The organism is Photobacterium swingsii, assembly GCF_024346715.1.
Lineage (GTDB): Bacteria > Pseudomonadota > Gammaproteobacteria > Enterobacterales > Vibrionaceae > Photobacterium > Photobacterium swingsii.
Genome location: NZ_AP024852.1, coordinates 123,920 through 146,719, shown reverse-complemented (window position 1 = coordinate 146,719; position 22,800 = coordinate 123,920). Strand labels below are relative to the sequence as shown.

Here is a 22,800-nt window from a genome sequence, read left to right as displayed (position 1 = left end):
AACAAATCAACACGCTCCTAATCAATAGTGGTAAAGAGCGATAGTTTTTTTAAATCTCATTTCCCTCGCCAAAAGCCTCAACTAACCGATTTCTAAACCGCTCTAATTTGAGTTGAAAAGAAACACTATCAACTTCATTTGTGCCCCCTTCAATACAGAGGCTCCATTGTGTTCCTGACACAACGACATCACCTCTATTTCCTGTTTTTGGACAATCATAAAGCAGGACGCTATCCATATTAAAGCAAACTTCAGGCTCCTCTGATTCACATATCAAACCGTACCCTTCGTCTCCAACCCTTTCAGCGAACTTTGCGAGTCGCTCCTCAGCTATAGTGTAAAGCCATGCTTCTTGATTCAGAGAATTTGTGATTCTCAGAATTCGCCCCAAAACTTGTCTGAAGTAAAGTTCCGTTTTTATTGAGCTAAGATGAAAACACACTTGAAGCCGAGGAATATCCGTCCCTTCACTGACCATTCCAACACTAACAATCCATTGCGTTGAGCTATGTCGATATTGTTCAATTTTCTTAAGTGGCTCATCATCACGGTATGTCACGATCACTGTTGTTTGTCCGAAATCATTAATCAGAATCTGTTGTATCTTTCGCGCATGCTCAACAGATGCCGCAACAATCAAACCACCGGCTTCAGGGTTACTCCAGCGGATTTGAGCCAACTTGAGACACCCCAAACTAAGCACATATTTCATCGCATCATAGTTGGAGATGACTGAAAGATAAGACGTAGAGCCATCTCTCATCAGCTCAGAAAAAGATGAAAATCTTTTGTTTTCACCGCTTTCAAATAACGTAAGCTTATCGCTATCTACCAACGTGATTTTCGGTAATCAACATACCTTATCCCGAACTGCTTCACCAAGGCCATATACATAATCACAAAGGACTTCACCATTCTCATCAGCATAGTTTGCAAGAACAATTGAAGCTTTATCAGAGCGCCACGGCGTACCTGTTAAGGCCAGAGTGTAAGCTGCATTATCCTGTACCTTCGTAAGTATTTGAGCCCCCCAAGCATTGGCCTCTTCCACAGAAGAACCAGCGCAATGATTAATTTCATCAAACACTACTAGGACACTATAGCGTTTAAACAAATCCCAAAAACAGTCCTTTAAATAGAGCATATTTTGGTAGGTATAAGAGCCTCCGACAGCACCAATTCCACCATTAAAGGAACAACCCAACTTCCACGAAAAGGTACTCTGGATGCCTGCGGCAACAGCATTTGATGGGGAAAAGCAGATAACTAAATCCACCTTTTGGTTGTCAAAAAGGCGCTTGGCCACTTCAGCCGCCATCACTGTCTTTCCTGCTCCAGGTGTTGCTAAGCACATGAAATGCCGTTGTTCAGAGCTGTACTTTGTCAGAGCTACTTACACGCAATGACTTTGCCAAAGCCTCAACATGGGACTTTCTCCGACGACTGAGGATAATTCATTAAGAGCTTCGTAAGGGCCTCCAAATCTCCCTGCATGTTCTTTGCTCGCTCTCTTGCCTGTAAAAAGAATGTCCGAACATAACTGGATTCATCTGGAAAGCGACTAAGCACCTCTTGATACTTATCCATCTCACGTAACGCAATTTCTTGTAATGCCTCTAACTCAGATTTTTCTTTACGAATGGCTTCAAGGAAACCTCTACTATTTTCAGATTGACCATTAGGTCCCGGCTTACTCTCCTTCTGTTTAGCAACCAGACGTCTACGGCTTTTGCCAACAAACCGGTTTTGATTGAAGAATGTCGACTTGAAATAAACAGTACTTTTCCACCTACTGCCAGGCTGTTTTTCTAGCAATCCTTTATCGAACAAACGTGAGATCTGGCGATAGATAAACTTTCTCGCTTCATTCTCATCGTCAAACTGATCTGTAGACTTAACCAAAGCATCCCTGAGCTCCGTAACAGTAAAATGATCCAAATCCTTTACGATCAGCAAGTTGTAAATATGTTCATTCAATGCCACTGCTTTAGACACTTTAGACTCCTTAAACCATAAAACTTAGGATTGCTAAGTATACAGAAATCAGTAAAACTTAGACAATCTAAGCTATTCAGGACCTACTAAATGAAACCTCAGTGGCAAGAGAAAACCCGATCCCAGCACGCCTTAAAGAGGCGCGCAAAAAAGCAGGTATCACTCAAAAGGATCTGGGTGTTCGTATCGGTATGGAACCAAGCTCGGCAAGTGGCCGCATGAACCACTATGAGAAGGGAAGGCATACGCCGGACATCAGCACTCTCCAGAGAATGGCTGATGAACTAGGCGTACCTTTAAACTACTTCTTCTGTGAAGACGAATTAACCGCGGAATTGACTTGTTTGATTTCGAACATGAGTGATGTGGATAAGAAAACACTCATCAATCAGCTCACAAAACGCACCTAAAGCATTGACTACAGATTAACCAATGCGTTAGTTTAGAGGCTGAAAAATAAAACTTATTAATCTCACGTAATAGCAATTATTGAAGGCATTTAGATCAGATTTATGCGCTTAGTGACTACCGACTACATCTAACAAATGTGGTCATAGGAGCTATAGCTATGACAAATTTTCTTCGCCATATAACAGTCATCATTGTACTTCTAACCCTTACCTTTGCACTCCATCTAGCCTTAACAGGTAAAGAAACCGTAGCCATTGGACTAATAACCGTGCTCGGTCCAATTTTGACGACTATACACAAAATATTAAAGGACTGTGATAAAGCAAAGTAAACACCGTGGAAGAACAGATAAAGGGCGCTCTTTAGTTGCCCTTTTCATACTCAATGGAATTAATGAACCACTCCTTGTCACCTTCAGGTGTTTTCACCACGAAGTCGTCATCAACCTCTTTTTTTAGCAAGGCTCTAGCCATAGGTGAATCTATAGAGATGTAATCCTTCGCATCATCACCATAAATCTCTTCTGGGCCAACAATACGAAACTTTTTAATGTCTCCAGCTTCGTTTTCAATTTCGACCCAAGCACCAAAAAACACCTTACCCTCTTGCTGAGGTGAGTAATCAACAACGGTTACATCAGGCAGAAACTTTCGTAAGAAGCGAACTCTTCGATCTATTTGTCGCAGGATACGTTTATTAAAGGTGTAATCAGCATTTTCAGAACGGTCGCCAAGACTTGCTGCCCACGTGACTATCTTTGTGATTTCAGGCCGCTTTTCCTTCCACAAATAGTCATGTTCTTCTTTGAGCTTGTTATAGCCTTCTCGAGTAATCAGCTTAGTTTTCACGCTTAAATACTTCCTGATTTTATTATAGATTCTGTAGTGCTTTTTTAATCGCGTCTATAGTCGCGACATGAAAAAAAGACTTTTGAGTATCACTCGAGACTATACTGCCATTTTTTCCAAGCTCCAATTGATGTCTGCGCAAAAACTCACTAGAAATGAGGTACTCCAATGCGCTTCGTTCCAGATCAGTGAGCTTGATCGACGCAGCAGATATATCAACGTTATCGAACACTTCAATGACCTGATTAATAGGTACCACTTCATTTAGTAGTCGTTCCGCTTCCTTTTTTTGAGCATAGAGAATGTTGGCTTGAAGCTTAACTACTGGATCTTCGAGTTCATCTATCCAAGCGTGCATCTTACCTTTTGAGGTGTTTCGCGCCGGCCTTAGTTGGTCTTTTGTTGAGGAGCTGAAGCAAGCAATTAAGGTCCGGTACGATTCACCGGTTTTGTTTCGGATGCTTTGTGCAGCTGGAACTCCTCGCCCTTTTCCAAGACGAGCTATCGTGGAATAACTAAAGTCGCTCAATCCACGCTTTTGTTGTTCCTTGCATATCGTGAACACGGCCTCTAACGAGTTCTGTACCCGAGATGACGCTTTCTTTTTTAGCTGACTTAGTACTTGCTCAGGAGTAATTTCTGACATGCTAACCGATCCTTTTTAGTGGTTGCGACTTTTCAAACAATTCACGAATCATCTTTTCGTCGAACTGGTTGTCTATCGATAAGTCCTTTAGAGTCAAACTCCCATCGATGAGACGGTCAACATTCTCCCAGCCTTTCAACCTTGTCAGCATTAGCTCTATTAGCTGATTCCCCACCAAAAGCTGTTCTTCTTCTGACAGTAAGAAAAGTTGCGGCTGGATACCGTTCTCGACCATCATTTTGTCGAGCATTTGGGAGCGTCTTGTTACCGCTAAATCGTCGCTACAGCTATGGTACAGTTCTGCGTTCGAACACACTTCTGATAGTTGATGAAAATTGCTTACCTCATCTAGATCCACCCCTAATGTGAATTCATGCGGAACAATAAGCTGATAGTGATTCTCCGTATTTTCTTTAGGGTTACGCATAAGAATTTGACAATTATGAATATGTCGGTGAATCACGTTCATGTCTGAGAGGTACAAATCTAGTTTCTTCGCTCGTGTTTCAATTTCCGAGTTCAAGTGTATACGCTCTCCAACCAGCTTACGCCTATCAGACTCCAAAGTGGATTTCTCTGAGCTATCCGCTTTAATTTTATAAAGTTGGTGATCAATGACATCTATCTTCTCTGCAATATCATCAAGCTTTTGCCCAAGCGAGGTGTAACGTATAGATTGCGTGTTTACGGCTAGGCTTATCTCATTGAACATGGCGGCAAGTCCAACCAAAAAAGCAGGGCCGGTAATAAAGAATCGACACTGAAAACAGTTCTGCTCACCTAAATAACCTGCAGGTACAGGGTGATATATGTTGGCTTTTGTGGCGACTGGACAGCCCCCTTCTGAACAAAAAGCACCTCCAACAGGGCAGATACCAAAGTCTTTCCATTGGTAGCTGGAGGCCGGGCGAGCATTGTCGAGTGAACTTAGTAGATCCACAGATGAACCTACCAACTGTGATTTCACTTCTTCAATTCTCTGTTGTTCCACAAACGACCTGAGCGTTTGTGTTGCTTTGCTCAAAGCTTCCTTTTCTCCCAACTCCATTTTCTCTCGTAAGTTGGCACCAGTTTTATCGCTCTTGAGATAGTAGATAGACATAATGATACTTGAGTGACCAACTAGCTTCATTATGACTTCTAAAGGAATACCGAGTTCATACGCGTATGCGTTGATCAAACTGACGCGCATTGAGTGCGGAGTGTAGGGGGATTTGAAGTGTGAAAGCGGTATCGTTTGAGTCTTTTCCAACTCTTTAATCGATTGATTGTATTTCAGTCCTTGGTAAGTAGCCATTTTAATATCATTCTTGCCAGAGAAATATAGTGCAGATGCAAGCCGTGTCGTTAGTCTGCCACCAAATGTGCCTGGCTCTTTTTCTAGATAGTCTCGGAATAAAAAGCAATTCGACCCTTTTTGCTTACGCTGTACTTCATTTAGATTAGTACGCTCACAATCAAGCCATTTCGTTGGCTCCTTAAGTGGATTATATTTCTGTTGCCACTTTCTCAGCTTTACCAACCAATATGCCAACTCTATGGGCATGAAGGGAATCGTGTAGCCCGAACCATCAAACTTGGTTTTGTTCGACGTGTAGTGGACACCGAACTCTCCTTGGCCGGACTTACTCACCATGCCCTGTTGGTTGGTTAAGCCTGCCAACATAGTCCTATTTTTATTCCAAATGACTTTACCGTTCTTAAAATCGGCAAGCTCTTTGTCGGCCTCTCCAGAGTCACAGTAGACGATTTGCATTCCTCTTGCAGGGAGTTGCATCAATGAATACGTATAGGTCCAGTATGTTGGAAACCATAGAAAGGTTTTTCCATTTTCAACTTTGAATACGCAGTCAGGATCATTTTTATCTAGGAGAGAGTTGTCATTTATCTTCACCCAATCTGATGAAAAATGATGTAAATGGGCCAAGTCCCGATAGCTTAGTTTTTTTTCTATTGAATCTGAGGGAAACATCCACTCGCGCCCTTGTTTTACATATTGATAAGGCAGCGCCATCTTGTCCGTTTCATTAATGACTTGCGGTGCAACTTCTCCACTAAAGTTAACGTGGCTAAAAGGGTTTTTGGCTCCCTTAATATGAGTAACTTCTCCGGTCTCGGTGTCTTCCAAAATCAGATAGTTCGAGATAATCCAATCTAAGAATTCATTGATAGAGAAGATCCACTTTTTTTTACGTGTCACCGGTACTTGTTCAAATAGATGGAGCATTGGTTGAATGTTAGTCGAGCCGCGCGTGAGGAACTCTAAGGGGCATTCTTCGAAGTCATTCGGTTCAATGTATTCACGAACAAATTCACATAGATCTTTCGCTTTGGTATCTCCACCACGCGCAGACTTGAGAAACTCTTCGATCTTGTCTGCCCATAGAATCCATTCTTGAGTGAAATACTTTACTTGGTATGGTCTACAAGCCCCAAAAAAGTCATAAGCATTTGTCCACCCTTTATTTTTGTAGTAACCCTCTGGTTTTACCGCTAGGCGGGGATCATGTGATTCAATTCTATATTGAGTGTATTGCTTTAATGTCTTTATGCCATTCGAACGAACTAGCTTTCGCAACTCATCATAGCTATATAGCTTCGGGATATTTAAAGCATCGTACCAAGTTGTCCAACCATCCATCTTCTCTGGCTTCGCTGGAAGGATAGGGTTGGTCCTCCTAACTTCTCTATAGTGTTGCGAGTTTCTTATTCCTAGAACGATACAAGCTCTTTTAAAGGTTCCTATTTCATTGATCTTTTCTGGCAACAAAAAATCTTTCCAGCCACTCCAATGTTTGGAATACATTATTTCTGGTGACGATGGAAGCAAGGGGTCAGACTTATATCTCTTCTTATAGTCTAGGCTGCTTTTGATGTTGAGGTTGTGTGCTGACTTCCTTGCTAAATCATAGTTTTTATAAAACGGAGACATTTTTTCTGCTTGAAGGAAATTTTGCCAGTCAACCCAGTCATGTCTGTAATAGTTTTGAGGTTCAGATGGTAGCTTTGGATCTTCTTTATATCGTTTTGAATATTCCTCGCTTTTTGTAATTTTAAGCCTACATGAAGCTTGACTTGCTTCAGTATATGTTTCGTAAAATTTTTTCCTAGAATGGCCGAGGAAATCTGACATTCCTTTCCAAGAGTCTTTGTAATAAAAATCTGGTGCAGAACATAATCGTAAATCTTCACTATAACGTTTTCGATATTCATCCCATGATTTGATACCTAGTTTTCTGGCCGCTTCACTAGCTTCATCATAATTCTCATAGAATGATTTTTTCGTTTTCCCCAAGTAAGCTGTCCAACCCTTCCAATTTGCGCGATACCTTACATTTGGATGTTTGGGTAATAGAGGGTCTTTAGTGTAAATTTTGTAATAAACATCTCTACTACACGCGCCTAGTTTTGCAGCTGACTTTGCCGCCTCTCTGTAAGAGTCATAGACTCTTGCCTTTCTTTTACCAAAAAAGTCAGGCCAATTTGTCCACACCGTCTTGTAAATTAACTGAGGGTTCGACGGTAACTTTTTGTCTAGTTTATATTTTGTTCGATAAACTGTACTGTTTTCTATACCCAAATTTTTGATCGCTTTTTGGGCTGATATGTAATCATAAAATAGTTGAGGCTCTTGGCTTAGAAAGTCTCGCCACCCATTCCAATCGTTCTTATAAAATTTTCTAGGAGAGCTCGGAAGCTTTGGGTCTTTCTTATAGCTTCTGAAATAGTCGAGACTACTTTTTATTTTTAACCTTCGAGCAGATTTTTTTGCATCTTCAATGTTTGGGTAAATGTTCCTTTTCAAAGCTTGCAACCTCTCATCAAATCTCTGACTTCATTAGACATGGCTTGAAGATAAACCAAACAACTATCGGGGCTCTTATGATGCATTGCTTTCTGAATTTCTAACTGAGAAAAGCCATTTTTACTTAACCTATAACCATAGGAGTGACGATGTGAATGTGGAGTAGTCCCCAACAATTTGGAAGGTTCAAGTCCAATTCGTTGAACTGCTCTGCTGTGCTTTCGATTGAAATTTTTTTTACTCTCTGGGTTGCCTTTTGAGTTAACAAATAGGAAAGGAGATTCTGAAGCAGGTTTAGTCGAAAGGTATTTTTGCAATAACAGAGTAAACTCAACGGCTTTACTTGCTGGATAAAACATTACATCAAAAGACAGATTGCGATTTGTAAGCAAAGATCCTTTCCAGCCGCTGTAAAGCCTATGACTTCTCGAATACTCATTCCGTGGATTTAGTCGGTATACATGAGCCAAATATTCTCTTCGATTACTGAACCGCTTGTCAGGAGACTTTCCGTCACTAGGATGGTAAACCGATATAAGAGCAGAACCTGATTTAGGATCTATTGATATATCATCTGTGTATATATGGAAACACTCTGACAGTCGCAACCCACCGAAGTGCATTAACATCAAAATTAATTGACTACCATAATCTGGCTCTCCTGAAGCAGAAACAAAACCATATTTAAATAGGTCTTCAATTCGAGCTTCAGAAAAACGATATACCTCTTCAACATCAATAAAATGCCTCTCAGGTCCGCGAATTTTTCTAGCAAGTGAAAATTGTTGTGCAGTTGTTTTAGCTAAGTGATTAAGAAAGCTACGACTATGCCTCCTGTAGTAAGCACACCACTGCATTCGCTCTTCTGTGTAACTTGCTTTTCTCAAAGGATTTAGCTTCGGCAAGTCAGTGCCATGAATAGTGTCGAGGTAGTCGCAATAATCCGTAATATGCTGAAGTAGAACATTTACGTCCTCATTTCTTCTTGGAGACCAGAATAATCCTGAACTATCATCCCCTTCTTGGACAGTGCCAAATTGCAAAGCCTCTACAAATGCTCTGAGTAACTCTGTTGCGGAAGAGAAGCTAGAGACTTGATGGTCAATAAACTTTAAAAGTTGCTCCACAGCAAATGTGTTTCTCTCTATCCAAGATTGAGACTTACCTCGATTGGTATATAAGTATCTTAAATGAGAAAGTAACAAGCCATTCTCTGTGAGAAGAATCGGAAAGGTATGTGATGAAGTTGCAATACTACCTTTATAGGATGCCCTTCTTTTAAGTACATAACCCACTCTTAGCGATCTTTATCCGAATATTTGGGGGGGGGGGAGGAAGGAGTACTGTCACTTTTTGATTGTTTTCTGGGGAAATTCTTGTACTCCTCTGCTGATTTAGTCTTTGGCTTCTGGGTAGCCTCACGTGCTTGTTCATAACTATAGAATTTTGACACACCTTACTCCCATTACTTATTCCGAATATGTGCCTAAAAAAGATAAGACGTTAAGCATTTCTTAGCATACTAATTAGTATATAGTTCATAGATCTTATTTTTCCAAATATGAAAGTGATCTAGTCCAATCTGGGAGGTTGAAGATTGTTTACTTAGAAATAGTATGTTCTATAGAGTAGAACTAATACCAATACAATAAAAAACGCCTGCGTGAAATAGACCGTCGTGTTCGCTACCTACGTAAACGGCTTGAAGTGGTCAAAGTCATCGACTACTCCCCCCAACAAGACGGTAAAGTCTTCTTTGGTGCCTTTGTTGAAATAGAAAATGAAGCCGGTGACAGTAAAGCTTTTCGGATTGTCGGCCCGGATGAAATTTATGGCCGTAATGACTATATTTCTATCGATTCACCAATGGCCCGCGCCATGCTGAAAAAGGAAGTCGATGAAGAATTTGAGGTGGTTACGCCACAAGGACGAAAGCTGTGGTTTGTAAATAGCATTCGTTATAACTAACACGGGGCAGCCTTTGCTGTGCAACCACGCTGCAAGCCTGCGTATTGAACTCAGCCCCACTCATCGTGTTTAAACGCACTGACACAGTCTTAACATTAGCCTGCTTGTCAGCTTCGGATTCCTCCGTAGAATGACATCAGTTAACGATAATAACCAAGAGATACAACGGATGAACAACGCTATCAACCAGATGATTGCCAATGAACTCAATGTTCGTGTCGAGCAAGTCACTGCCGCAGTCACTCTGTTAGATGACGGTAATACGGTTCCCTTTATTGCCCGCTACCGCAAGGAAGTCACCAACGGACTGGATGATACCCAGCTCCGTAACCTCGAATCACGCCTTGGCTACTTACGTGAACTCGATGATCGCCGCCAAGTGATTCTAAAATCCATCACTGAGCAAGGAAAACTCACCGCGCAACTGGAAGCGGCAATCTTATCGGCTGATAGCAAAACTCGCCTTGAAGATCTGTACCTGCCTTACAAACAAAAACGCCGCACGAAAGGCCAGATTGCGATTGAAGCAGGGCTTGAACCTCTGGCTGATACACTATGGCAGCAACCACAGAGCGAACCAGAGGCTACAGCAGCACACTACCTGAGTGCTGACAAAGGTATCGCAGACACCAAAGCAGCCCTTGATGGCGCGCGCGCTATTTTGATGGAGCGCTTTGCTGAAGATGCTGCGCTACTAGATAAAGTACGTCGTCACCTGCAAAACCAAGCAGAGCTCACCGCTCGTGTGGTTGACGGCAAAGAACACGAAGGGGCGAAGTTCAAAGATTACTTTGAACATAACGAATTACTCAAAAACGTGCCATCGCACCGCGCCCTTGCCATGTTCCGTGGCCGTAACGAAGGCTTCTTGCAGCTGTCATTGAATGCAGACCCAAGCCAAGATGAAGGCGTTCGTGGTTCATATTGCGAAGTCATTATTGCTGACCACTATGGCGTCACACTTGGTAACCAACCCGCGGACACTTGGCGTAAACAGGTGATCAGCTGGGCATGGCGCATCAAAATTTTGATGCACATGGAAACCGAGTTGATGAGCGCCCTGCGTGAAAAAGCTGAAGATGGTGCAATGCAAGTCTTCGCCGACAACCTGAATGATTTGTTGATGGCGGCACCTGCTGGCCCACGTACGACCTTAGCGTTAGACCCAGGTTTACGTACAGGTTGTAAAGTCGCGGTCATTGATGCGACTGGCAAGCTGCTTGATATCGCCACGATTTACCCTCACCAACCACAACGCCAAGTCGCACAATCTGAAGCCACGGTATTAGGCTTAATCACCAAGCATCAAGTTGATTTAATCGCGATTGGTAACGGTACTGCTTCACGTGAAACAGATGCCTTTGTCGCGAAACTACTAAAAGACAACAACCTCAAAGTACAAAGCGTGATGGTCAGTGAAGCTGGTGCTTCTGTGTATTCAGCTTCCGAGCTGGCAGCCAACGAATTCCCCGATTTAGATGTATCCATTCGTGGCGCCGTATCCATTGGTCGTCGTCTACAAGATCCACTAGCAGAGCTCGTAAAAATCGACCCTAAAGCAATTGGGGTTGGCCAATACCAACACGATGTCAGCCAAAGCATGCTGGCCAAGCGTCTGGATGCTGTCGTGGAAGACTGTGTAAACGCCGTGGGTGTCGATGTCAACATGGCATCAGCAGCACTCCTGACACGCGTGGCAGGCTTGAGCAAAACCATGGCACAAAACGTGGTGGATTACCGCGATGAACATGGCCGCTTTGAAAGCCGCACCGCACTGAAGAAAGTTGCTCGTTTAGGGCCTAAAGCCTTTGAACAATGTGCGGGCTTCCTGCGTATTATGAACGGTAAAAACCCACTGGATAGCTCAGCGGTTCACCCTGAATCTTACGCTGTGGTCAAGGCGATCGCCGCAACGAACAGCAAACCTGTGGATGCCATCATTGGTAATAGCGAATTCTTACGCACCCTTAAAGCGGCAGATTACACCGATGAGAAGTTCGGTTTACCCACAGTAACCGACATCATCAGTGAGCTTGATAAACCCGGCCGCGATCCACGCCCTGAGTTTAAAACCGCGACCTTTGCAGAGGGTGTGAACGAAGTTAAAGACCTGATCCCAGGTATGGTACTCGAAGGCGTGATCACTAACGTCACCAACTTTGGCGCATTTGTGGATGTCGGTGTGCACCAAGACGGTCTGGTTCATATTTCAGCCCTGTCCGACAAGTTCGTCGCCGACCCACGTGAAGTGGTGAAAGCGGGCGATGTGGTCAAAGTGAAAGTCATGGAAGTGGATTTACAGCGTAAGCGTATTGCGATGACCATGCGTATGAGCGATGAACCCGGCCAAGAAAAGCCCACCCGTAAGCCTCAAGGGCAAAATCAAGGGCAAGCGCGCGTGACAGGTAACCAAAACAAACACGCCAACAACCCTGCGCGCAACCAAGGCAGCAATAACACGGGTGCTATGGGTGGCGCATTTGCTGCTGCATTTGCCAAAGCGAAAAAATAACATCCAGTTATGCTGCTAACCGCAACATGAAAAAAAGCCTTTCTCACTGAGAAAGGCTTTTTGTTGGTAACAGTATATTGGCTCACGACGGTGCAATCATCCACCCTCGCCCTACAACAAATCGATCTACAGCACGACAAGGTAATCCGTTGGCGGGTTAGGAATGGTTGCTTGCGCGTAATGGTGAGCAACCACCCCTTTGGTTCTTTCAGTTTTACTGATTTTCTCCAATTCATCGAGCAAATCACGCGGCAGCTTGATATGCATGGAATACCCAAGGTCTTGCGAATCTCGCAAATAGGTATCCGCCGATAATGCCGTCACTAACCGTTCAAGATCGTCCTGATAACCATATTGTTTAACAGAATCTTCCGCTAACTCACTGTAATCCGGATGTTCACTCGGATCCCAGGATGGCTTCTTCAGTTGCTTTTCTTCACTGGTCAGTGGTTTACCATGTGGCGATGGTGCACTTTCTGTCGCTGGAATGATTTTTTCACGAACGCGATTATCCCGCGCAGTCTGCTCGGTTGGCGGGTTCACTGAAGGCGCTATTGTGGGCGCACCCACATTAGCCGGTGAAACTATCACGCTGATGTCACTCCTTGGGCATCAGCTCAGGTTTTCAATCCCTTACGCTAATGCCAATAATACTGTTGCCACGGTCCCGACCGCAGAAAGTACCTGACCGGCAGTATAAAACTCATCGGTCTGTTTATTCACTTCTGCAGGATGGTCCATTCCCAGCGCACCGTAAGCAAACGACTCCCCTTTACTTGGCTTTTCATTTTCGCCTTTCTGAGGGTCGAGCTCTGTGGCTGACTCTTTCGCATCTGCCGCTAACTTTTGTTTCGCTTCTTCTGAAATAGACACCGTTGTCTCGGCAACCGCTCCTTTTGGATCGCCATTGACTGCTTGATTCCTTCCTTCAGCTTTCGCTGAGACCGCAGCCTGAGATTGTAACGTTGCCGGAGAATAGGTTGGGCTATTCCCCACAGTTCCTACTGTCATTATGGCCTCACAATAATGTAGAGCAACTCCACGAATATAAATATCGGCGATAATTAACAGAAGTTTAATTTTTTGTTAAATGCCGCCTTGGCATATCAATCATCGTGCGCCTCAACGAAGTGACGCAATGCTTGCGTAAACGCGACAGGGTGAGAGATAAAGGGTGCATGCGACGCCGCGGCAAACACTTGCCGTTGAGACTGCGGTGCAAGCTCATCCAATTCCTGTGCAATTTTCACTGGTACTAACCCGTCCAACCGCCCATACATCCTTAACCAAGGCTGTTGAATCTGTGCCAGTTGTTCACGTAAATCGACTTCAGCAAGCTGTATTAACCCATCGCTCAGCGCATTTGGATTAGGCTGAGGGCGTGATAACACCGCCTGCTTTAGCAACTTAATATCCTGCCGTGCCGTCGGGCTTCCCATGGCTTGTAAGGCCATAAAACGCTCAATGGTTAAACGAAAGTCATTACTCAGTTGCTGTTGAAAATCAGTAAGCACGCGGGGCTGAATACCCCGCCACGATGTTGCTTTATCAGCCGCAAACTTAGGTGAACTTGCCACCGTCACTAATCGATTAACACGTTCAGGCGCGAGCAGTGCTGCCTGTGTCGCGACTAACCCACCGAGTGACCATCCCACCCAAGTTGCTGCTGTTGGTGAATATTCAAGCAACAGATGTGCCAGCTCTTCAATAGAAGCACTGTCAATGGATGCGCTATGACCATAACCGGGTAAATCAACACAATGCACTCGAAAATAAGGCGTTAACAGCGGTAACACCTGCTGCCAAACCGCTCCATTCATGCCCCAACCATGAATGAGAACTAGATCCGAACCTTGGCCTTCTGTCTGCCAATGTAGCTTGGTTGTCATTTACACTTCCTTTTATTCGCAATAACCCATCAGGATGCCATGGATGTTATCCCCTTCGCGATTAAGATCAATACTCGATTGGACCAACCAGCGCTGCCAACTGTGTCATCTACCGCTGACCAATAACGAACGCGTATGGTGCCACCATTGTATTTCACACTTCCCACAGCCCCCTTATTGCCGACGATGTGGTGCTACGACCCTTACTTATGTTGATCGATGTGGTTACTGCTTATCCTCTCCACCACCTTGGCAACGCTTGTTCCGATTGGGTGAATACCGCCCACCACTGCGCCAATGTGTACAAAGATACAAATTCAACGGCAAATTTTGGCTAGCACACCCATTGGGTCAGCATCTTGCTGCGCATATAGAAAACCCAGCCCCTTTATTATTACCTGTGCCTTTGCATCCACGACGTCGCTGGCTACGCGGCTTTAATCAAAGCACCGCCCTAGCATGGTCAATAGCTGCAATCACAGGTAGTCAAGTGGCACCGCACGGTTTTCATCGTATTCGCCACACACCCGTTCAAAAACAGCTCTCACGCCACCAACGCCAACAAAATTTACGCGGCGCCTTTGAATTAACCTTAAAAAATTTACCCCATCACGTCGCCATTGTTGATGACGTAGTAACAACGGGCAGTACGGCTTCAGCTCTAACTAACTTGCTGAAAAGAAGCGGTGTTCAAACAATAGACATCTATTGTATTTGCTACACTCCGATGCCGAAGTGATCACAAAAAAGCGGCAAAACGGTGTTCAAATCATGGTAGGCGTGATTTGGGGATGATAGAAAGGGCGACTAAGAGTAGAATAGAATTAAATCTTACTAAATAAGTCAGGTATTACGTCGTGTCTATGATCACTATTACTGAAAACGCTCAGCAGCACTTCGGCAAGCTTCTTGCCCAGCAGCCTGAGGGAACAAATATTCGTGTCTTCGTGGTAAACCCAGGCACCCAAAGCGCAGAGTGCGGCGTATCGTACTGCCCACCTGAAGCTGTTGAAGCAAGCGATACTGAAATTAAGCTAGACCTGTTCTCAGCTTACGTTGATGAGCTAAGCCTACCGTTTCTTGATGATGCGGAAATTGATTTTGTTACCGACAAAATGGGCTCACAACTGACACTAAAAGCACCGAATGCAAAAGTGCGTAAAGTGTCGGATGATGCAACGCTGATGGAACGCGTTGACTACGTTATCCAGACCCAAGTTAATCCACAACTTGCAGGCCACGGTGGTAACGTATCACTGTCTGAAATCACTGAAGACGGCATCGCAATCCTACAATTTGGCGGCGGCTGTAACGGTTGTTCTATGGTTGATGTCACGCTAAAAGAAGGCATCGAAAAAGAGCTACTGGCTCAGTTTGAAGGTGAGCTAAATGGTGTTCGAGATATTACCGAGCACGCACGTGGTGAGCACTCTTACTACTAATCTCCTTCGCTGAAGTGTTACCCATAAAAAAAGCCGCTCAATGCGGCTTTTTATGGGATCTAATCAGCACAATATTAGGCACTATCCCGCCCAAGTGATCGTCACTTTACGCTTTCCCCAATTTTTTGCGGCTTGAATATCTTTACCCATGTAGATATCAATCTTACGCGACCAGCGCTTATTCATTTTATCCAGCACCACATACTCACCCGGTAAACCCGATATCTTCACCTTTGTACCGTGTTTAATTCCCATATTCAGTAAATCACGTGATACCGCGATGGCTTTCATGCCTGGTTTCAAGCGATCCCCCCAAGCGGCAATACTTGGGTTGGCATTGGTTTGCGCCCGCACTGAGTTATACGCGGTTGCAGTAACATTTAATGTTTTGCTTTGCTTACCTGCTAATACCTGAGGGGCAAAAATAAAGCTGGCTAGTGCCAGCATTACAACGAAAAACCGACTATTCATACATTCACCTGAACAATAATTGTGCACATTTTAAACACAACAAAGTCCAGATGAGTAGCATTTATTGGCGAAAAAAGAGCCAATTTCAGTTAAATAATTCTAACTAGTTGTTGGCATTAGCGGTTTCTAGAAAAATATTTTTCTTCCATTGATACGTAAAAACCACGGCAAGACTCATTCCACGCATAGCCATAAAGCCAAGCATGGCTCCCCACAATGCATGGTTGCCATAATCAACCAATAACCACCAAATCACAAAGAAACTGCAGGTCGCGACAAACATACTATTGCGCATTTCCCTGCCGCGCGTCGCGCCAATGAAAATACCATCCAGCAAGAAACACCACATCGACACCAAGGGCACGGCAGCGAGCCAAGGTAAGTAAAGTGCCGCTTCTTGTTGCACCGCAGGAATATCAGAAATCAAGCTCACGATATTGCCGCCAAAGAAGGTAAAGGCAACCGTCAGTAACAATGAAACCATCAGACTCCAAAACGTAGTACCCACTAAATAACGGCCTAATTCATCACGATTACGCGCGCCTATCGCTTTACCCACGAGCGCTTCCATCGCATAGGCAAAGCCATCCATCGCATAGGACACCAACATCAAAAAGCTCATTAAGACGGCATTCGCCGCCACAGTATTATCCCCGAGTGTTGCCCCATAGAAGGTCATGAAGGTAAAGGTCAATTGCAGGCACAAACTACGCAGAAAAATATCACGGTTGAGCTTAAGCAAACGCCCCAAACCTTCACGTATTGAGCCGATTTTTTCACGCACCGCAGGCAAGGCTTGTACTAGCCATTGACGCGACACAAACCATAAACCCAGCGCCATTCCACTGTAATCTGCTATTACAGAGGCTGCCGCTGCGCCTTGTACCTTCCAACCAAAGCCAAGTACAAACAGTACATCCAATGCGATGTTTACGATATTAGTGACAATCAACAACCACATCGGTGCACGGGCATTTTGGCTACCGAGCAACCAGCCCATAATGACAAAGTTAGCGAGCGAGGCTGGTGCCCCCCAGATACGAATCGAGAAATATTGCTCAGCATAGCGTTTGACTTGGTCGCTGGCACTACTGAGCGAGAAAATTAGATCGGCAACAGGCTGATGGAATACCAAAAGCATTGCTGCCAATAACCAAGCAAGGGTAATGCCTTGCAAGAAGGTGCTGGCTTGTGCGTCTTTATCACTCGCACCGTAGGCTTGAGCGCTCAAACCTGTGGTGGCCATCCGCAAAAAACCTAACAGCCAAAAAGTCACGTTGATCATGGTGCCACCCACGGCGACACCACCGAGATACCAAGCGTGATCAAGATGACCGATCACCGCGGCATCCACCAGCCCCAGTAACGGCACTGTGATATTTGACAGCACCATAGGCAAAGCCAATGCGAAAACTTGGAGGTGGAGGGATTTATCCCTGAGGGCTGCGAGCACGAAAACCTCTTAACGGCAAAGCATCGCATCTTGATGGATGCACAACAAAAATAGAGAGGCAGTGTAGCGACTTCCGTTTCGAGACTAAAGCATCACACAGGCATTTCGTGCCTGATGCAGCCAAGCCATTAACCGACGTATTAGCCCAACCAAGCCATTAGCCAATGGTCGCCAAGTAGCACCACAAATAACCCAAGCAAATGCCAAATCGAGTACTTAAAGGTCGCCCACGCATGGCCTTCACTATCGGCAAACTTCAGTTTCCACGCGTAACCAATAAATCCTACATTTAATAGGCCGCTACCCACGAGATACACTATGCCACTCATGCCCGTCAGCCAAGGCAGCACACCCACCGCAAATAACATAAAGGTATAGAGCAAGACCATGGTTTTCGTGAAGGCAATCCCATGAGTCACCGGCAACATGGGGATCCCAGCCTTGGCGTAATCATCACGACGGTGGATTGCTAAGGCCCAAAAATGAGGCGGCGTCCAAGTAAACACTAACATCACCAGCAAGAGAGCATGCGGATCAAGCTGACCTGTGACTGCCGTCCAACCAAGTAAAGGTGGTGCAGCGCCTGCCAACCCGCCAATCACTATGTTTTGCGGGGTAGCATGCTTCAACCACACGGTATACACCAAGGCATAACCCACTAAGCTGGCCATGGTCAGCCACGCAGTCAGTGCGTTAAGTTGCCATAACAGCGCAAAACCCACGACCATCAAGATCACGGCAAAGGCGATCGCTTTGTGCGTTTCCACTCGCCCTTTCGCCAACGGGCGATGATAAGTCCGTGCCATTTTGGCATCAAAGCGGCGATCCAGCACATGGTTAAACACCGCCGCCGCTGCCGACTGTAAACCTATTCCCAGCAACCCAAGCACAACGGCTTTCATCGGCGGAATGCCTAGGACGGCTAAACACATGCCAACCAAGGCGGTTAATAGCAACATAGCCACCACTTTAGGCTTAGTCATGGTGAGGTAATCTTGCCACAACGCAGGTTTAACCGACGATGACGCGGACGTTCGCTGAGAGGTAAACGCTTGTGACTTAGCCATGATGATGCTCCTCTGCTATCCATGCTTTTGCGCTCAAAAGACGAGCGGCGGCGTTATGCTGCGCCTGACGATAATCCAATACCAATCGATAGTTGGCGGCCACGACAGTCAGTAATAAGATAAGGCCAACCAAGTTATGACTAACCGCCACCGCCAGCGGTAAATGGGCGAGCACATTGGTGATCCCGAGCAATATCTGCAATACCAGCACCACAGTGATGACCGTGGCTAAACGACGATATTGCGGGCTACGCATAAGCTGCCAAACAAATGCCCCTACCACCCCACACACCACCACAGCACCGATTCGATGGGTAACATGAATCGTCACTCGCTGAGCATAATCAAGCACACCAAACTGATAGCTGGCGTGTTCAGGCTGAATAGGGGCAAAGGCACTGGTATCGTATTGAGCTAGCCAATCCACCTCACACAGTGGCAACTGAGTACAGACTACGGCGGCATAATTGGCGGCCGTCCAGCCCCCCAGCATGATCTGCCCCACCACGGTTATCAAGGCAAAAGCTGCCAGTGTGAGCAGCCACTTAGTCGGTGTAAAAGCAGGCGGCAGCTCAGCAGCATCACTGTCTTTAATTTGCTGCTCATGGGTTGCTCTTTCGTTAGCACGCTTCATCGCATCAACAGAAATAACCTGTTGATGACTCATTTCAAAATCCAGTTCATCGAAGGCATGTTGTAGCTTCTGTGCATCAGCAGGGGATAAGGCGGGTGAGGTCGTATCGAGCAAATCAGAAGGCAGTGCCAATAGCGCCTTTAACTGTCGCGCTTGCTGTCGTACACGTAACGCCAGTAACAACAAGAGTGACACAATCGTAAAGCCACCTAACAAGTGCCCCATCACCACAATGGGCATCAAGTTCAAGGTCACCGTCCACATTCCAAGTGCAGCTTGGAAACACACCACCACCAATAGAAAAAATGGCAGCTTTTTAGGGCGAGAGACTTGTTGCCACGAGGCAATATTTAACGCCAAAATCAACAATCCCAAGGTGCCTGCCACATAACGATGGATCATTTCATTCCACGCTTTTTCAACTTCTACAGGCGCATCGGGATACGTCAATTGTGCTTGGGCCAACTGCGCGGGCGTTTGAGGAACGCTCAAGGTGCCATAACACCCCGGCCAATCAGGGCAGCCTAACCCCGCTTCCGTCAAGCGGGTATACGCGCCCAAGACAATGACTATCAGTGACAATCCCAAGGTGGCGTAAACCAAATATCGGTACGTCGTATTCGCCATAGGCTCTCCTTAGCCGATTTTAGACACCTTCAACAAGCGTTTTAAATCACGTAGCACGTCTTTCCCCTGTGCCAAAATCGCATTTTTATCACTCACCAAGGGGTATGCCATCATCACGTTTCCTAACGGGTCTGCGATATAAATGGCTTTGGTGCCAAATTCAAACGTCTGCATTTGTGCAACCACATGGGGAGAAATAGACAGTAAATGAATACCAGCAAGGTGAGATTGTATTTCCGTCGACAAGCTGGCTTGTGCCGATTCAGCAATGAGTACAGTGCTATCGACCCGCGTTTGCCCCGCCCCCACCGCAACAGGCACTTGGCGAAGGTTGAATAACGCGCCTTGGCAAGCACTGTCACAATGTTCAGGCAATAAATAAATTAACCGCCACTGTCCCTGTTCACCGCCCCCGAGTTCACTCAACCACTCAGGCGTTAACGGGGAATCCAATAACTTACCGCGATTAGTGATCCCACCTTGGTACCAATTCAAATCCAGTACCAATTTAGCCAACAACAGCGGCAACACAAATACACCTAACAGCAGTAACAACGCACTCCGTTTGCTTCCTTGTTTGCTCATGCTCTTGTCCTTTTTAACCACCAGAAGGCTAACCCTGAAATGGCAACCGCCATCAAAAACCACTGCACAGCGTAGGCATAATGCTTATGCGGCCCCATCACAACCGGTGTCCAGGTTTGCTGCAATGCCAACGCATTATCGGGATCGATTTGTAAAACCCACGGCTTGAGTGGTAAATCCATTTGTTGCGACAGCAATTCTAAATCAACCACTTGCACTCGCTGCGGCCACACTAAGGTCTCGCTTGGCGCAGCCAATGTCGGCATCTGAGATGGGGGTGCAATAATCCCTTCAACCCTCAATTCACCGTGGTGCTCTGGCAATACAGGCAGTTGTTCACGGTATGTCGGTGCAGCAATCCAGCCTAAATTCACCAACACCCAATCTCTGTTCACTTTCAAGGGATAAAGCAGGTGATAGCCAACTTGACCACGGTAAATCTGATTATCCAATAACACCGCGTAGCGATGTTCAAACGTCCCATGCAGGGTTAACCCATACCAGCGGGGATCGCTCGGTAAACTTGCCAAGCTGTAATACATTTGTTCGCTTCGGTGCTTTAAAGCATGGTTTAACGCCTCTTTTTCTTGCGCTCGTGTTAATTGCCATAAGCCCAACTTGACCAATGTCAGCATTACCGCCACAGTAAAAAGTATGAATCCGATCCGTCGCATACCACCTCTTATCAATCGGTTACTGCTAACAGGAGTGTTTACATGCTGATCAAAGCCCTTGTTGTTTGCTTATTGGTTTTCATTATTTTCAATTTGTTTCGTGCACTGCCAGTGATGCTAGGTAAACGAGAAGGAGTACCGCTTTCCCGCTACTTAGGTCGTCGACTATGGCTGTCGGTATTGGTCTTTGCCTTGTTGCTTATCGGTATCGCCACAGGTTTAGTTGAACCTAACCCTCGCCCCTTTTAACCACGCACAAAACGTAAACTCAAAGAATATAAACAAAGGTAAATAGCCCCAACCACACCACATCGACAAAGTGCCAATACCAAGCGCCCGCTTGAAAGGCAAAGTGCTTCTCGGCACTGAAATGCCCTTTCAGCACCCGGCACCACACAATAAATAAAATGATGGTACCCAAGGTGACATGCAGGCCATGAAATCCCGTCAGCATAAAGAAAGTATTGCCGTATATGCCTGAATCTAACGTTAGACCCATATCCTGATAAGCGTGAATATATTCCACCCCTTGCAGGTAAACAAACAGCCCACCCAACAGCACGGTTAACAACAAAAAGAGGGTCAAGCGAGGGCGATTATCTTTTTCTAACGCAGTGTGCGCGATATGGATAGTGACCGACGATAACAACAAGATCAGCGTATTATATAAAGGTAGACCTAAAGGCCCCATAGCTTGGGTTTCGCCCCCACTCGGGGTTAAGATCAGCGGCCACTGGGCAATGAAATCAGGCCACAACACAGCATTGGTCATGGCGTTATTACCTGCCCCACCGAGCCATGGCACCGCAATCATACGGGCATAAAACAACGCCCCAAAAAACGCAGCAAAGAACATGACTTCAGAAAAAATAAACCAGCTCATGCCTTGGCGAAATGAGCGATCCAATTGGGCGCTGTATAACCCCCCCATCGATTCTCGAATCACATCGCGAAACCAACCTGTCAGCATAATCAGTAACAAACCGACACCAGCCAGTAGTACCCAAGGCCCTTGCCCCGCCATGAGCCCACCCACGGTTGAGCCAGCCCCGAGTGCAATCAAGAACAGCGCGATTGCCCCAACAATGGGCCATGCACTAGTCGCTGGTACATAATAGGCTTCGTGCTGCTGGCCTGAGGATGCGTCGGGGGGCGTAATTGTTTGATCGTGTTCGCTGTACGGGTTTGCCATTGTTATGACCTCATTGGGTTTGCGCAGTATCAGTCGGCTGCGCGTCATACAAGGTGTAAGCCAAAGTCAGGGTATTAATGTCATCAGGCAAATTCGGATCGATGTAAAACACCAAAGGTAACTCTGCCGATCCCCCTGCCTCTAATGGTTGATGATTAAAGCAAAAGCACTGAATCTTATTAAAATACTGCGCTGCTAACCCCGGGGACACCGACGGAACGGCTTGCCCGACACTGGCTGCTGCTGTCAGGTTTTGCGCGGCATAAGCAATTTTATGGGTCTCACCTGGGTGGACTTCCATACGTGTCACTTGCGGCGTAAATGTCCACTTCATGCCTTGATTGATGTAGGCGACAAACTCAACCGTGACCGTGCGACTCGTATCAATACGATTGGCAGCAGCCGTGGTCGGAGTCGATGAGGTTTTGCCATTGATCCCCGTGATATCGCAAAACACGTCGTACAAAGGCACCAGTGCAAACGCAAACCCAAACATTGCGATTGCCATCCCCACTAAAGACCACAGCGAGCGCTGCTTTTTCTTCGTTGCCGATAGCGGTTCTTGATCTGCCATACCCGCT

General features: G+C 45.7%; 21 protein-coding genes and 2 pseudogenes. 6 read left to right on the top strand and 17 right to left on the bottom strand.

The features are described from left to right. Nucleotides 1-49: 49 nt before the first annotated feature. A pseudogene (locus OCU77_RS00670) lies at nucleotides 50-1,387 on the bottom strand (DEAD/DEAH box helicase). Nucleotides 1,388-1,419: 32 nt separating this feature from the next. Continuing rightward, on the bottom strand, nucleotides 1,420-1,995 hold the full coding sequence (locus tag OCU77_RS00665) for a hypothetical protein (RefSeq protein WP_048898809.1): 576 nt from the start codon (nucleotides 1,993-1,995) through the stop codon (nucleotides 1,420-1,422). 101 nt (nucleotides 1,996-2,096) lie between these two features. On the opposite strand from OCU77_RS00665, the gene OCU77_RS00660 reads away from it, so the two are divergent. Next, nucleotides 2,097-2,405 (top strand): helix-turn-helix domain-containing protein, encoded by a 309-nt coding sequence (locus OCU77_RS00660; protein WP_048898808.1) that lies wholly within the window; start codon nucleotides 2,097-2,099, stop codon nucleotides 2,403-2,405. A 363-nt stretch (nucleotides 2,406-2,768) separates the two neighbouring features. Here OCU77_RS00660 and greB read toward each other — a convergent pair whose 3' ends face one another. From greB to gmtY, 4 genes are read right to left on the bottom strand one after another with little or no spacing between them, the layout of a single operon-like run. Next, nucleotides 2,769-3,254: a transcription elongation factor GreB gene (gene greB, locus OCU77_RS00655; RefSeq protein WP_048898807.1), complete on the bottom strand. Its 486-nt coding sequence runs from the start codon at nucleotides 3,252-3,254 to the stop codon at nucleotides 2,769-2,771. A 22-nt stretch (nucleotides 3,255-3,276) separates the two neighbouring features. Then, nucleotides 3,277-3,900, bottom strand: coding sequence for a gamma-mobile-trio protein GmtX (gmtX, locus tag OCU77_RS00650; RefSeq protein WP_048898806.1), 624 nt, complete (start codon nucleotides 3,898-3,900; stop codon nucleotides 3,277-3,279). Between the two features lies 1 nt (nucleotide 3,901). Next, nucleotides 3,902-7,705 (bottom strand): gamma-mobile-trio integrase GmtZ, encoded by a 3,804-nt coding sequence (gene gmtZ, locus OCU77_RS00645; protein ID WP_244915176.1) that lies wholly within the window; start codon nucleotides 7,703-7,705, stop codon nucleotides 3,902-3,904. Then, nucleotides 7,702-9,000: a gamma-mobile-trio recombinase GmtY gene (gmtY, locus tag OCU77_RS00640; protein ID WP_048898805.1), complete on the bottom strand. Its 1,299-nt coding sequence runs from the start codon at nucleotides 8,998-9,000 to the stop codon at nucleotides 7,702-7,704. Before gmtY ends, gmtZ begins: the two co-directional genes overlap by 4 nt. Nucleotides 9,001-9,343: 343 nt before the next feature. Between gmtY and OCU77_RS00635 the strand changes: the two are divergent. After that, nucleotides 9,344-9,673: pseudogene (locus OCU77_RS00635) on the top strand (GreA/GreB family elongation factor); the annotation flags it as partial. Between the two features lie 169 nt (nucleotides 9,674-9,842). Then, nucleotides 9,843-12,185, top strand: a complete 2,343-nt coding sequence (locus tag OCU77_RS00630) for a Tex family protein (RefSeq protein WP_107302819.1) — start codon at nucleotides 9,843-9,845, stop codon at nucleotides 12,183-12,185. Between the two features lie 126 nt (nucleotides 12,186-12,311). Here the strand turns inward: OCU77_RS00630 and OCU77_RS00625 are convergent, their stop codons facing one another. From OCU77_RS00625 to bioH, 3 genes are all read right to left on the bottom strand, one after another. Beyond that, nucleotides 12,312-12,776 (bottom strand): hypothetical protein, encoded by a 465-nt coding sequence (locus OCU77_RS00625; RefSeq protein ID WP_048898804.1) that lies wholly within the window; start codon nucleotides 12,774-12,776, stop codon nucleotides 12,312-12,314. Between the two features lie 42 nt (nucleotides 12,777-12,818). After that, nucleotides 12,819-13,196, bottom strand: coding sequence for a hypothetical protein (locus tag OCU77_RS00620; protein WP_048898803.1), 378 nt, complete (start codon nucleotides 13,194-13,196; stop codon nucleotides 12,819-12,821). A 95-nt stretch (nucleotides 13,197-13,291) separates the two neighbouring features. Further along, nucleotides 13,292-14,074 carry a pimeloyl-ACP methyl ester esterase BioH gene (gene bioH / locus OCU77_RS00615; RefSeq protein WP_048898802.1) on the bottom strand — a complete coding sequence of 261 codons (783 nt, stop codon included), beginning with the start codon at nucleotides 14,072-14,074 and terminating at the stop codon, nucleotides 13,292-13,294. A 43-nt stretch (nucleotides 14,075-14,117) separates the two neighbouring features. On the opposite strand from bioH, the gene OCU77_RS00610 reads away from it, so the two are divergent. After that, nucleotides 14,118-14,813, top strand: coding sequence for a ComF family protein (locus OCU77_RS00610; RefSeq protein ID WP_048898801.1), 696 nt, complete (start codon nucleotides 14,118-14,120; stop codon nucleotides 14,811-14,813). Nucleotides 14,814-14,937: 124 nt separating this feature from the next. Further along, on the top strand, nucleotides 14,938-15,516 hold the full coding sequence (gene nfuA, locus OCU77_RS00605; protein ID WP_048898800.1) for a Fe-S biogenesis protein NfuA: 579 nt from the start codon (nucleotides 14,938-14,940) through the stop codon (nucleotides 15,514-15,516). A gap of 81 nt (nucleotides 15,517-15,597) precedes the next feature. Here nfuA and OCU77_RS00600 read toward each other — a convergent pair whose 3' ends face one another. The 6 genes from OCU77_RS00600 to OCU77_RS00575 all read right to left on the bottom strand — a co-directional run bounded on the left by OCU77_RS00600 (nucleotide 15,598) and on the right by OCU77_RS00575 (nucleotide 21,027). Beyond that, complete coding sequence (locus OCU77_RS00600) at nucleotides 15,598-15,963, bottom strand: 3D domain-containing protein (protein WP_239685967.1); 366 nt, start codon at nucleotides 15,961-15,963, stop codon at nucleotides 15,598-15,600. Nucleotides 15,964-16,090: 127 nt separating this feature from the next. Then, on the bottom strand, nucleotides 16,091-17,440 hold the full coding sequence (gene dinF, locus OCU77_RS00595) for an MATE family efflux transporter DinF (RefSeq protein ID WP_048898798.1): 1,350 nt from the start codon (nucleotides 17,438-17,440) through the stop codon (nucleotides 16,091-16,093). 140 nt (nucleotides 17,441-17,580) lie between these two features. Further along, nucleotides 17,581-18,507, bottom strand: coding sequence for a heme o synthase (gene cyoE / locus OCU77_RS00590; protein ID WP_048898797.1), 927 nt, complete (start codon nucleotides 18,505-18,507; stop codon nucleotides 17,581-17,583). Then, nucleotides 18,500-19,768 (bottom strand): COX15/CtaA family protein, encoded by a 1,269-nt coding sequence (locus tag OCU77_RS00585; protein WP_053111813.1) that lies wholly within the window; start codon nucleotides 19,766-19,768, stop codon nucleotides 18,500-18,502. The genes cyoE and OCU77_RS00585 overlap by 8 nt, the downstream gene beginning before the upstream one ends. 9 nt (nucleotides 19,769-19,777) lie before the next feature. Further along, complete coding sequence (locus OCU77_RS00580) at nucleotides 19,778-20,353, bottom strand: hypothetical protein (protein ID WP_048898796.1); 576 nt, start codon at nucleotides 20,351-20,353, stop codon at nucleotides 19,778-19,780. Next, on the bottom strand, nucleotides 20,350-21,027 hold the full coding sequence (locus tag OCU77_RS00575) for an SURF1 family protein (protein ID WP_048898795.1): 678 nt from the start codon (nucleotides 21,025-21,027) through the stop codon (nucleotides 20,350-20,352). Before OCU77_RS00575 ends, OCU77_RS00580 begins: the two co-directional genes overlap by 4 nt. A gap of 42 nt (nucleotides 21,028-21,069) precedes the next feature. Between OCU77_RS00575 and OCU77_RS00570 the strand changes: the two genes are divergently transcribed. Beyond that, a complete protein-coding gene (locus OCU77_RS00570) occupies nucleotides 21,070-21,276 on the top strand; it encodes a DUF2909 domain-containing protein (protein ID WP_048898794.1) in 207 nt (68 codons plus the stop codon). Between the two features lie 19 nt (nucleotides 21,277-21,295). Here OCU77_RS00570 and OCU77_RS00565 read toward each other — a convergent pair whose 3' ends face one another. Next, nucleotides 21,296-22,219, bottom strand: a complete 924-nt coding sequence (locus tag OCU77_RS00565; RefSeq protein ID WP_048898793.1) for a cytochrome c oxidase subunit 3 — start codon at nucleotides 22,217-22,219, stop codon at nucleotides 21,296-21,298. Nucleotides 22,220-22,229: 10 nt separating this feature from the next. Then, complete coding sequence (locus OCU77_RS00560) at nucleotides 22,230-22,793, bottom strand: cytochrome c oxidase assembly protein (protein WP_048898792.1); 564 nt, start codon at nucleotides 22,791-22,793, stop codon at nucleotides 22,230-22,232. Nucleotides 22,794-22,800: the final 7 nt, after the last annotated feature.